This window comes from Streptomyces sp. NPDC006208 (genome assembly GCF_040613775.1).
In the GTDB taxonomy this organism is placed as follows: domain Bacteria; phylum Actinomycetota; class Actinomycetes; order Streptomycetales; family Streptomycetaceae; genus Streptomyces.
Genome location: NZ_JBEXSW010000009.1, coordinates 118,698 through 130,475, shown reverse-complemented (window position 1 = coordinate 130,475; position 11,778 = coordinate 118,698). Strand labels below are relative to the sequence as shown.

Annotated in this window: 11 protein-coding genes; 5 read left to right on the top strand and 6 right to left on the bottom strand. The window is 69.9% G+C overall.

Annotation, left to right across the window (positions count from 1 at the left end; genetic code table 11):
- Positions 1-8 precede the first annotated feature (8 nt).
- Complete coding sequence (locus tag ABZ208_RS09610) at positions 9-1,037, top strand: 6-phosphofructokinase (protein WP_356908947.1); 1,029 nt, start codon at positions 9-11, stop codon at positions 1,035-1,037.
- Positions 1,038-1,146: 109 nt separating this feature from the next.
- The gene (locus ABZ208_RS09605) at positions 1,147-2,145 is read left to right on the top strand and encodes a 2-hydroxyacid dehydrogenase (protein WP_356908946.1); all 999 of its coding nucleotides are present in this window, start codon (positions 1,147-1,149) and stop codon (positions 2,143-2,145) included.
- 17 nt (positions 2,146-2,162) lie between these two features.
- Here the strand turns inward: ABZ208_RS09605 and ABZ208_RS09600 are convergent, their stop codons facing one another.
- Positions 2,163-4,037 (bottom strand): anthranilate synthase family protein, encoded by a 1,875-nt coding sequence (locus tag ABZ208_RS09600; protein ID WP_356908945.1) that lies wholly within the window; start codon positions 4,035-4,037, stop codon positions 2,163-2,165.
- A gap of 308 nt (positions 4,038-4,345) precedes the next feature.
- Here ABZ208_RS09600 and ABZ208_RS09595 point away from each other — a divergent pair, with 308 nt between their 5' ends.
- Complete coding sequence (locus ABZ208_RS09595; protein WP_356909017.1) at positions 4,346-5,695, top strand: class II 3-deoxy-7-phosphoheptulonate synthase; 1,350 nt, start codon at positions 4,346-4,348, stop codon at positions 5,693-5,695.
- A 167-nt stretch (positions 5,696-5,862) separates the two neighbouring features.
- Positions 5,863-6,123, top strand: coding sequence for a (2Fe-2S)-binding protein (locus ABZ208_RS09590; protein WP_356908944.1), 261 nt, complete (start codon positions 5,863-5,865; stop codon positions 6,121-6,123).
- A 33-nt stretch (positions 6,124-6,156) separates the two neighbouring features.
- Here the strand turns inward: ABZ208_RS09590 and bfr are convergent, their stop codons facing one another.
- Positions 6,157-6,636: a bacterioferritin gene (gene bfr / locus ABZ208_RS09585; protein ID WP_328401614.1), complete on the bottom strand. Its 480-nt coding sequence runs from the start codon at positions 6,634-6,636 to the stop codon at positions 6,157-6,159.
- Positions 6,637-6,790: 154 nt separating this feature from the next.
- Here bfr and ABZ208_RS09580 point away from each other — a divergent pair, with 154 nt between their 5' ends.
- Entirely contained in the window at positions 6,791-7,423 is a 633-nt protein-coding gene (locus ABZ208_RS09580; RefSeq protein WP_356908943.1) for a sulfite oxidase-like oxidoreductase, read from the top strand.
- A gap of 44 nt (positions 7,424-7,467) precedes the next feature.
- Here the strand turns inward: ABZ208_RS09580 and ABZ208_RS09575 are convergent, their stop codons facing one another.
- The 4 genes from ABZ208_RS09575 to ABZ208_RS09560 all read right to left on the bottom strand — a co-directional run bounded on the left by ABZ208_RS09575 (position 7,468) and on the right by ABZ208_RS09560 (position 11,775).
- Positions 7,468-7,971, bottom strand: coding sequence for a DUF4396 domain-containing protein (locus ABZ208_RS09575; protein ID WP_356908942.1), 504 nt, complete (start codon positions 7,969-7,971; stop codon positions 7,468-7,470).
- Positions 7,972-8,056: 85 nt separating this feature from the next.
- A complete protein-coding gene (locus ABZ208_RS09570) occupies positions 8,057-8,905 on the bottom strand; it encodes a deoxyribonuclease IV (RefSeq protein ID WP_356908941.1) in 849 nt (282 codons plus the stop codon).
- 4 nt (positions 8,906-8,909) lie between these two features.
- On the bottom strand, positions 8,910-10,841 hold the full coding sequence (pknB, locus tag ABZ208_RS09565; RefSeq protein ID WP_356908940.1) for a Stk1 family PASTA domain-containing Ser/Thr kinase: 1,932 nt from the start codon (positions 10,839-10,841) through the stop codon (positions 8,910-8,912).
- Positions 10,842-10,980: 139 nt separating this feature from the next.
- Positions 10,981-11,775, bottom strand: a complete 795-nt coding sequence (locus ABZ208_RS09560) for a thiazole synthase (RefSeq protein ID WP_328401624.1) — start codon at positions 11,773-11,775, stop codon at positions 10,981-10,983.
- Between the last annotated feature and the right edge of the window lie 3 nt (positions 11,776-11,778).

The following is an 11,778-nucleotide window of genomic DNA, read 5'->3' as shown; positions in this document are numbered from 1 at the left end:
AGTTTTCCATGCGCGTCGGAGTACTGACCGGGGGCGGCGACTGCCCCGGCCTCAATGCGGTCATCCGCGGACTCGTCCGCAAGGGTGTCCAGGAGTACGCGTACGAGTTCGTCGGCTACCGGGACGGCTGGCGAGGGCCCCTCGAAGGCGACACCCTCCCCCTCGACATCCCGGCCGTCCGCGGCATCCTGCCCCGCGGGGGCACCATCCTCGGCTCGTCGCGTACCAACCCGTTCAAGGTGGAGAACGGCGTCCGCCGGATCAAGGAGAACCTCGTCAAGCACGAGGTGGACGCCCTGGTCGCGATCGGCGGCGAGGACACGCTCGGCGTCGCGGCGCGGCTCCACGACGAGTTCGGCATCAGGTGCGTCGGGGTGCCCAAGACGATCGACAACGACCTGTCCGCGACCGACTACACCTTCGGCTTCGACACCGCGGTCGGCATCGCCACCGAGGCCATCGACCGGCTGCACACCACGGCCGAGTCCCATATGCGGGTTCTCGTGGTCGAGGTGATGGGCCGTCACGCCGGCTGGATCGCCCTGCACTCCGGGCTGGCCGGCGGCGCCAATGTCATCCTCATCCCCGAACAGCGCTTCGACGTCGACCAGGTCTGCGCCTGGGTGACCTCCCGCTTCAAAGCCAGTTACGCCCCGATCGTGGTGGTCGCCGAGGGTGCCATGCCCAAGGACGGCGAGGCGGTGCTCAAGGACGGCTCCCTGGACTCGTTCGGCCATGTCCGGCTCTCCGGTGTCGGGGAGTGGCTGGCCAAGGAGATCGAGAGCCGTACCGGCAAGGAGGCCCGCACCACGGTCCTCGGCCATGTCCAGCGCGGTGGCACCCCGAGCGCCTTCGACCGCTGGCTGGCCACCCGCTTCGGGCTGCACGCGATCGACGCCGTGCGGGAGGAGGACTTCGGAAAGATGGTCGCGCTGCGGGGCACCGACATCGTGCGGGTGCCGATCGCCGAGGCGACGGCCAGGCTGAAGACGGTCGAGCCCGCGCTCTACCAGGAGGTCAGCGTCTTCTTCGGCTGACCCGGAGAGCGGCAGGGCGGGACGCGTCCGTGAGCCGTGGGCCGTATATTCGCGACAGTCCGGAGCTGTTCGCGACATCCGGCCCATGGCTCCTACTACGGGAGAAACCATGGAAGTCCTTGCCTTCGGTGTCCAGGCCGACGAGCAGCCGCTCCTCGAAAAGGCGTTCAAGGGGCATCACGGGATCCGCTGTCTGGACGTCTTCCTCACCGAGGACACGGCCCCCATCGCCGCCGGCCACGAATCGATCTCCACGAGCGTGAACTGCCGGCTGAGCGCCCAGGTGCTGCAGACCCTCGCCGTCGGCGGGACGACGATGATCGCCCAGCGCTCCACCGGCTTCAACAACATCGATCTCGACGTCGCCGAGCGGCTCGGCCTGACCGTCGCCCGGGTCTCGTCCTACTCGCCCCACTCGGTCGCGGAATTCGCCTGGGCCCTCGCGCTCGCCGTCAACCGGCGCATCGTCCGCGCCGCGGGCCGCACCCGCGACTTCGACTTCCGGCTGAACGGACTGATGGGCCGCGACCTGCACGGCCGCACCGCCGGGGTTCTCGGCACCGGCAGGATCGGCGAGGCCTTCACCCGGATCGCCCACGGCTTCGGCATGCGACTGCTGGGCTGGGACATCGCCGAGAACCCCGCCTGCGTCGGGCTGGGCATGAAGTACGTCGAGAAGCAGGAGCTGTTCGCCGCCGCCGATCTGATCAGCCTGCATGTGCCGCTGCTGCCCGGGACCCGGCGTCTGATCGGCGCAGAGGCGCTGGGTGCGATGAAGGACGACGCGATCCTGGTGAACTCCAGTCGCGGCGGCCTGATCGACACCGACGCCCTCGTCGCCGAACTGCGCAAGGGCCGCTTCACGGGCGTCGGACTCGATGTGTACGAGGCGGAGGCCGGACTGTTCTTCCTGGACAAGTCCCTGGAGGCCGTCACGGACGACACGCTCGCCCGCCTGATGACGTTCCCGAACGTCCTGGTGACCTCGCACCAGGCGTACTACACGAAGGACGCGGTCGGCCAGATCGTCGCGACGACGGTCCGCAACATCGATGACCACATGGACGGACGGCGCAGCGAGAACGTGTTGGTCCCCGCTGCGCCGTAGGCGTTCGGGCCGGCCCGTCAGCGCTGTCCCAGGGGCACCCCCGCGAGCAGTTCGGCCACGATGCCCGAGCCGTCCAGCGTCAGCACCGACTCGGGGTGGAACTGCACCGAGGCGAACGCCTCTCCGCGCAGTCCGTGGACATCGCCCGTCACCCCGTCCCGGCTGACCTCCACCGCGTGCCGCGCCAGCAGCCGTCCCGCCGCCGCCTCGTCGCAGCGCGCCGTGAAGCTGTTGTAGAAGCCGACCGTCTCCTCGCGCCCGAAGAAGTCGATCCGCTCCTGCGCACCCTGGTACGGCGCGTCCTTGCGGACGATGTCCAGGCCCAGTTCCGCCGCGATCAGCTCATGGCCGAGGCACACCCCCAGCAGCCCGCTGCGGTGCTCGCGCAGCAGCTCGGCGGTGAGCGTCCTGAGGAGGCGCATCTTCGGGTCGGCCGCGTCGGCCGGATCACCGGGGCCGGGGCCGAGCACCACCGGCCCGTCGTGCGCGCGCACGCGCTCCTGCAGGCCCGGCTCGTCATAGCGCAGCACGGTCACCTCCAGGCCGGTCGAACGCAGCAGATGCGCCAGCATCGCGGTGAACGTGTCCTCGCCGTCGACGACCAGGGCGCGCCTGCCGGTCGGCGCGGACCGGTCCTGCATCCGCAGCCAGAACGGCGCGAGATCCGCGCGCCGGGCGTCGAGTGCCTCCCGTACCCGAGGATCTTCGGCAAGGCGCGGCACGGCCTGCCGCTCGTCCCCGCGCCCGGGCCGCACCCCCAGCGCGGCCAGTACGCCGGCCGCCTTGGCGTGCGTCTCGGCGACCTCGCCCGCCGGGTCGGAGTGCCGCACCAGCGTCGCGCCGACCGGCACCCGCAGCCCGCCCGCGGCGTCGATGTCGGCGGTACGGATCAGGATGGGGGAGTCGAGGGTCTGCGAACCGCCCGCGTCCGTGCCGATCAGCGCCAGCGCGCCCGCGTAATAGCCGCGGCCGCCCACCTCGTGGCGCTCGATGACCCGGCAGGCGTTCTGCACCGGGGATCCGGTCACCGTGGCGGCGAACATGGTCTCCCGCAGCACCTCCCGCACATCCAGTGACGTACGGCCCCGCAACTCGTACTCGGTGTGCGCCAGATGGGCCATCTCCTTGAGCCGCGGCCCGATCACGACGCCGCCCATGTCGCCCACGGTGCACATCATCTTCAGCTCCTCGTCGACGACCATGGAGAGCTCCTCGCGCTCCTTGCGGTCGGCCAGGAAGCCGAGCAGCGCCTCGGGGGTCGGACCCTCGGGCGGATAGCGGAACGTACCGCTGATGGGGTTCATCACGACCGTGCCGCCGCTCATCCGCACATGGACCTCGGGGCTCGCGCCGACGAGTGTCCTCGTGCCCGTGTGCACGACGAACGTCCAGTACGCGCCCCGCTCGCCCGCCAGCAGCCGCCGGAACAGCGCCAGCGCGTCGGCCCGGCCGAAGCCGGGGATCTGCCCGGTGAAGGTGCGGCGGATGACGAAGTTCGCGCCCTCGCCCTGGCCGATCTCGTCCTCGATGACCCGGCGGACGATGCCGGCGTACTCCTCGTCGTCGACGTCGAAGCTTCCGTCCTCCACCTGTACGGCATGCTGCGGCAGCACCTCGAGGGCCTCGGCGAGCGGCAGTTCATGGCACTCGTCGGCGACCAGCACCGACAGGGGCGTGCCGTCGTCGCGTACGTCGAAGCCGCGTTCCGCGATCTGGCGGAACGGGACCAGGGCGAGCGAGGGACGGTCCGTGACCGGGATGTCGGCGAGGCGCTCGGCCGTATGGACCCGGCCGATCAGTACCTCGACGGTGTCGTGGTCACGGCCCGGTGTGCGGCGGCGCAGCAGGGCGAAGGGCGGGCAGTCGTCGTCGAGGAGTCTGCTGATGGGCATCGGGTGGTTCCTTCCGAGTGGGAGGAACGGCCGCCGCCTTCCGGATCACGGTCCGGGAAACACTGAAGGCCGCCCCTCGGGCGGCCTTCGCGATCGGTGTGCGCGCGATCAGGAGGTGGGCCGCCGGAATGCGGTCCACCACCAGCTCTGGGTCTGCAGCGCGAACATGACGCGGATCCTAGCGCACAACTCGGCGTGCCCTGATGCGATACGGGGATGCCGTGGTGAGACGGTTCCGACCGTTCTGTCTCACCAGGCGGGCGCCGAGGGTCCCGGTCCGCGGGACCACGTACTGTTGAGTCGTGACCGTGAACGCTGATTCCCAAGCCGTCGCCGCCATGGCGACCTGGCGAGACCTGCCCGCGGCGCAGCAGCCCGAGTACCCCGATGCCGAGGCTCTGCGCGATGTGATCGCGGACCTCGCGAGCTATCCCCCGCTCGTCTTCGCGGGCGAATGCGACCAGCTGCGCGCCCGCATGGGAGCCGTCGCCCGTGGTGAGGCGTTCCTGCTGCAGGGCGGCGACTGCGCCGAATCCTTCGACGCCGTCGGCGCGGAGCACGTCCGTGCGAAGCTCAAGACCCTGCTCCAGATGGGTGCGGTACTGACGTACGCCGCGTCCGTGCCGGTCGTGAAGGTCGGCCGGATCGCCGGCCAGTACTCCAAGCCGCGCTCGAAGCCGACCGAGACCCGCGACGGCGTCACGCTCCCGACCTACCGGGGCGACTCCGTCAACGGCTTCGACTTCACCGAAGGGGCCCGCGTCCCGGACCCCGAGCGCCTCAAGCGGATGTACAACGCCTCCGCCTCGACGCTCAACCTGGTGCGCGCCTTCACCACCGGCGGTTACGCCGACCTGCGCCAGGTGCACGCCTGGAACCAGGACTTCGTGAAGTCGTCCCCGTCCGGCCAGCGCTACGAGCAGCTCGCCCGCGAGATCGACAACGCGCTGAACTTCATGAAGGCCTGTGGCACCGACCCGGCGGAGTTCCGCACGGTCGAGTTCTACGCCTCCCACGAGGCGCTGCTGCTGGACTACGAGTCGGCGCTGACCCGCGTGGACTCGCGCACGGGACAGCTCTACGACGTCTCGGGCCACATGGTCTGGATCGGCGAGCGCACCCGTCAGCTGGACGGCGCGCACATCGAGTTCGCCTCGAAGATCCGCAACCCGATCGGCATCAAGCTCGGCCCCACCACCACGGTCGACGACGCGCTGCAGTACATCGACCGCCTGGACCCGGACCGCGAGCCGGGCCGGCTGACCTTCATCGTCCGCATGGGCGCCGACAAGGTCCGGGACAAGCTCCCGGAGCTGGTCGAGAAGGTCACCGCCTCCGGCGCGACCGTGGCCTGGGTGACCGACCCGATGCACGGCAACACCTTCGAGGCGGCCTCCGGCCACAAGACCCGCCGCTTCGACGACGTGCTCGACGAGGTCAAGGGGTTCTTCGAGGTCCACAAGGCGCTGGGCACCCACCCGGGCGGCATCCATGTCGAGCTCACCGGTGACGATGTCACCGAGTGTGTGGGCGGCGGCGACGAGATCTTCGTCGACGATCTGCACCAGCGCTACGAGACGGCCTGTGACCCCCGGCTGAACCGCAGCCAGTCCCTGGACCTGGCCTTCCTGGTCGCGGAGATGTACCGCGACCAGTAGTGAGGGATCAACAACGCTGGGGCGTGGATCGATGTGATCCACGCCCCAGCGGCATATTCAGGGCTTTTGACTTCCGCGAGCGGCGGGTAAGGTTAGGTTAGCCTCACCGATTAGTCGGGACGGCGCCTCATCGATTCCACCGTCGATCCGCTTCATCGCGCCGGGAGGTGAACCGCGTGTACGTCTGCTCGTGCTTCGGCATCACGGAGAAGCAGGTCAAGGAGCACGCGGCGGCCGGCGCCTGCACCCCCCGCCAGATCGCGTCCGTCTCGAAGGCCGGCACCGACTGCGGATCGTGCGTACGCCGGATCCAGGGGATCCTCGGCCGGGGCGCCTGCCCCCGCCGTGAACTGCTCGACCAGGGCAACGGCGCCGTCGTCCTGGCCGCCGACCCCGAGTCCGGCAGTGAACTCGGCGAAGCCGCCTGAAGTCCGATCCGCCCGACGGCCGCCCGGCAGGTTCTAGCTCTCCGGCTGCTCGATCAGCTGGGCGATGTACAGCGCCTCGCCGAGCTTCTCCACCAGCTCGAGCTGGGTGTCGAGATAGTCGATGTGGTGCTCCTCGTCCGCGAGGATCGACTCGAAGATGTTCGCCGATGTGATGTCGCCCTTGGTGCGCATGACCTCGATGCCCCGCTTGAGGCGGTCGATCGCCTCCACCTCGACCTGCCGGTCGGCCTGGAACATCTCGGTGACCGTCTGCCCGATGCGCACATGGAACAACCGCTGGTAATTCGGCAGGCCCTCGAGAAAGAGGATGCGGTCGGTCAGGACCTCCGCATGCTTCATCTCGTCGAAGGACTCGGCCCGGGTGTACTTGGCGAGCTTCGTCCAGCCGAAGTTCTCCTGCATCTTCGCGTGCAGGAAATACTGGTTGATCGCGGTCAATTCGGCAGTCAGCTGCTCATTGAGGAACTCGATGACCTCGGGGTCGCCCTGCATCGCAGAGGCTCCTTCCGCGCGTGTGACTGGGCAGGTGGGCGCATCCTCGCACCGTGATCGGAGGCAGTCCAGTAAGTGCCTCCTTACTACGAGTTGCCCGAATCGGCCCAGACCTGGTCATGACCACCCCTGCTGGTCTGTCACCATTGATGGCATGGGTCAGCCGGAAAGCCGGGAATACCGCGCATCAGAGGAGTCCGGGCTTCCGCCGGGACAGCGACTGCAGCGAGGCTGGCCGGTCACCCACTACGGCCCCGTACCCAAGTTCAAGCCGGACCGCTGGGAGTTCAGGGTCTTCGGTGCCACTGCCGACGGTGACAAGCGCTGCTGGAATCACGAGGAATTCTCGGCGCTGCCCTTTTCCACCGTCGTCGCCGATCTGCACTGCGTCACGAAATTCAGCATGCTGGGAGCCGAATGGGGCGGTGTGCCCGCCCGGACGATCGTCGAACTCGCCCCGCCGGCCCCGACCGTCACCCATGTCATGGTGTGGGCCGAGTACGGCTTCAGCGCCAATCTCCGGCTCTCCGACTTCCTCGCCGAGCGCACGATGTTCGCCACCCACAAGGACGGTGAGCTGCTCACTGCGGAGCACGGCTTTCCGCTGCGGCTCGTGGTCCCGCATCTGTACGCCTGGAAGGGGCCCAAATGGGTCCGGGGCGTGGAGTACATGACTGCCGACCGCCGTGGCTTCTGGGAGGAGCGCGGCTATCACAACATCGGCGACCCGTGGCGCGAGCAGCGCTACTCCTACCAGGAGGAGCCGGGGGACGGCCCCGAGTTGTAAGGGCGGATCCCCCTCCTCCCGTGGGGCGGATCGTGGCCCCGGCGTCAGTGGTGGTACCGGTGGACCACGGCGTGGCCCTTGCCGCGGCCGATCAGCCACTTGTTGACGGGCGTGGTGATCAGGAAGGCGGCGAAGAAGGCCAGGGCCAGCGCGCTCCAGAACAGTCCGTCCGAGAGATGGGCGTCCATCGCGCCGGGGACCAGCAGCAGGACGCCGTTGTCGACGGTCTCCATCACGATGATCGAGAGGGTGTCGGCGGCGAGTGCGACGCCGATGGCGGCCTTCAGGCCCAGTCCCGCGCGTGTGACCGCCCAGAGGGTCAGTGTGTAGCCGAAGAGGAACGCCAGGGCGATCGCGAGGACCATCGTCGGGGCGTTGCCCCAGCCCAGAGCCGTACCGATGATCATGCCGAGCACCTCGCCGATGGCGCATCCGGTGAGGCAGTGCAGGGTGGCCCGGGCCGCCGCCGACCAGCTGACGGGTCCGGGGTGGTGTTGCTCGTGGGGCGCGTGCTGCTCGGTGTGCTCGGTGTGTGTGTCGTGCTCCATGGCTGTACCCCCATCGTCAGGTAGCGGTTCCTGCCGACAGCAAGAACCGCATACCCCCCAGGGGTATTCCCTCGGGGAGGCGAAATCAGCGAAGCTTCTTCAACCGTGCCACGTCGGCCGTATGCCCTTCCTTGCCGCCCGGGGTCTCGATGATCAGCGGCACCCCCTCCGTCGCCGGGTGGGACATGAGCGCGCGGAACGGCTCCTCGCCGATGTGTCCCGCGCCGATGTTGGCGTGACGGTCCTTGTGCGCCCCCGCCACATCCTTCGAGTCATTGGCGTGGATCAGCTTCAGCCGTCCCTCGCCGACCGTGTCCACCAGCAGGTCCAGCGTCCGGTTCATCCCGTCCGGCCCGGTCAGATCGTGACCGGCCGCGAAGACATGACAGGTGTCCAGACAGACACCCAGCTTGGGATGGTGGTCCAGGGCATCGAAGTACGGACCGAAGTCCGAGGCCTTCGAGCAGAGCGAGAAGCCCTGGCCCGCCGTCGACTCCAGCAGCAGAAACGGATCGTCGTCGTGCGTCAGCTCGTCCAGCAGCGGCAGCATCCGCTCCCGGACCTGCGCCAGCGCGACCTCACGGGAGCGGCCTCCGGTCGCCGAGCCCGTGTGGACCACGACGCCCCGCGCCCCGATCCGGCGCCCCCTGCGCAGCGAGTGCCGCAGCGACTCCACCGACCTTTCGGCCGTGGCCTCGGTGTGCGAGCCGAAGTTGATCAGATACGGGGCATGGACCCACGCGGACATGCCGTCGGCGGCGCACTCGGCGCGGAACAGCTCGTCCTGTGCGGGGTTGCCCGCGGGAGTCGCCCAGCCCCGCGGATTGGCGACGAAGACCTGGACGGTCTCCGCCTCCAGCTCCCGGGCGTAGGCGAGCCCGGTCCTCGCCAGGCCGCCGGCCACGGGGACATGGCCGCCGACGGGGTTGCGCATCCGACTACAGTCCCTTGGTCTTGATCGTGATCGTGCTGCCCTCGGGAGCCTCGTCACCGCCGGCCACGGACTGGCTCGCGACCTCGTCGCCGAGGAACGGGAAGTTCTTCTCGACCTCCACCTCGAAGCCTGCCGATTCCAGCGCGCTGGTGGCGTCGTCCACGTTGTCGCCGACGACATCGGGGACCTCGATCATCCGCGGGCCCTTGGAGACGGTCAGCGTGACGGTGTCACCGCGCGCGAGGCGGCTGCCCTCGCCCGCCGACTGCCGCGCGACCGTGCCCGCGTCCTCGGGCGAGTGGATCTGCTCGGCGGCGACCTTGACCTTCAGCCCGGCGTCCTCCAGCGTGCTGGTGGCGTCCTGGACGGACTCCCCGGTCACGTCCGGGACGTCGATCGGGGTGCCCTTGCTGACCACCAGTGAGACCGCGGTGTCGGGGCTGCGTCCGCTGCCCGCGCCCGGCTCCGTGCTGATCACGGCGCCCTGCGGGACCCCGTCGTCGAACCGCTTGGTGATCACGCCCGGCGCGAGTCCGACCCTGCGCAGCTCACGCTGCGCCTGGGCGAGCGGCTTGCCCTTCAGTTCGGGGACCTTCACGATCTCCGGGCCGCGCGAGACGATGATCGTCACCGAGCCGTTGCCGCGGATGCGCTCGTTCGTGCCGGGCACGGACCTGATGACCGTGCCGCGAGCCGCCGTCTCGCTGAAGTCGCGGCGGACCTGCTTCACCTCGAGTCCGGCCTTTTTCAGCGCCTGCCTGGCGTCCTGCTCGGTCTTGCCGATCAGTGCCGGGACGCGGGTGAACTGTCCGGAGTTGATGTACCAGACACCCGTGCCGATCCCGAGGGCCAGCAGCACCGCGACCACCGCCGCGATCACCCCCCGCCGGGGGACGGCAGGGCGGGCCGGCCGTGGCGGTGCGGACGGCGGCGCCGACGGCGGCATCGCCAGCCGGGCGGTGTGACTGGCCCCAGGCTCCTCACGCGGCACCACCCGCGGGATCACATCCGTTCGGTCCTCGGAGGGTGCCGCCCCCAGGACGCCACCCTCGCCGGCGAGTGCCTGCGGTGACACCGCGTCCAGCTGCTCCTCACTGAGTGCCGCCCGCGCCCCCCGTACCTGGGCCAGCAGCGCCACGGCGTCGTACGGGCGCACATCGGGGTTGCGGGCCGTGGCGCTCGCCACCAGCTCGTCGAGCTCGACGGCGAGGCCGGGAAAGCGTGCGGAGGGCGCCGGGACGTCCTCGTTCAGGTGCTGGAAGAGCACCTGGGCCGGTGTGTCACCCGTGTGCGGCTTCGTGCCGGTCAGCATCTCGTAGAGGACGACACCGCAGGCGTACACGTCCGCGCGGGTGTCGGCGGTGCCGTGCTCGATCTGCTCGGGAGCGAGATAGGAGACCGTGCCGAGCACCGTGCCGGAGGTGTTGGTCACCGAGCCGACCGCCCGTACGAGGCCGAAGTCCGCGACCTTCACCCGGCCGTCGTCCCCTATCAGCACGTTCTCCGGCTTCATGTCCCGGTGCACGAACCCGGCCCGGTGCGCGGCGCCGAGCGCCGCGAGCACGGGCTCCAGGATGTCGAGCGCGGCGCGCGGCTGGAGCGCCCCGCGCTCGCGTACCACGTCGCGCAGCGTGCACCCGGCCACGTACTCCATCGCCAGGTAGACGTACGCGCCCTCGGCTCCCTGGTCGAAGACCGCCACCACATTGGGGTGGGCCAGCCGCGCCACCGACTTGGCCTCTCGGATGAAGCGCTCCACGAAGGAGGCGTCGGTGGCGAGGTCGGGGTGCATCACCTTGAGGGCGAGCACCCGGTCGAGACGGGTGTCGACGGCCCGGTAGACCGTGGCCATGCCGCCGACGGCGATGCGCTCATCGACTCGGTAGCGGCCGTCGAGCACCTGCCCGACGAGGGGGTCCTGAAGGGTCGTATCCACGCCGTCGAGTCTACGATCCGTGACGGACAGCGGTTTACGGGTCTGGCAGGACCGCAGCGGTACTGAAGCCGAGCTGTGACAGCGTGCAGCGGTCCGGGGCCCCGCTCCCGGGCGCGCCCGGGAGCGGAGCCGTCCCGCCTCAGAACGCGGGCCGCTCCGGATCCAGCGCCGCACGCCCCTCGTGGGGCGAGGACGCCTCGGCGAAGTGGCGCCGCGGGATCCGGCCGGCCCGGTACGCCAGGCGCCCGGCCTCCACGGCGTGCCGCATCGCCTCCGCCATCAGCACCGGTTCCTGCGCCCGGGTGACCGCCGACGCCAGCATCACCGCCGCGCATCCCAGCTCCATCGCCAGCGCCGCGTCCGAAGCGGTGCCCGCGCCCGCGTCCAGCACCACCGGTACCCGCGCCTGCTCGACGATCAGCTCGAAGTTGTGCGGATTGCGGATGCCGAGGCCGGACCCGATCGGTGAGCCCAGCGGCATGACCGCCGCACAGCCCACGTCCTCCAGCTTCCGCGCGAGCACCGGATCGTCGTTCGTGTACGGCAGCACCGTGAACCCGTCGTCGACCAGGACCTCCGCCGCGTCCAGCAGCTCGACCGGGTCGGGCAGCAGCGTGCGCTCGTCCGCGACGACCTCGAGCTTGATCCAGTCGGTGCCGAGGGCCTCGCGGGCGAGGCGGGCCGTGAGCACCGCCTCGCCGGCCGTGAAACAGCCCGCCGTGTTCGGCAGCACCTGGATGCCCAGCCGGGTCAGGACGGACAGCACCGAGCCCTGGACGGTCGGGTCGAGACGGCGCATGGCCACGGTGGTCAGTTCGGTGCCGCTCGCGACCAGGGAACGTTCGAGCACATCGAGGCTGGGCGCTCCGCCCGTGCCCATGATCAGGCGGGAGGTGAAGGTGGTCCCGCCGATGGTGAGACGGTCGTCGGCCATGGC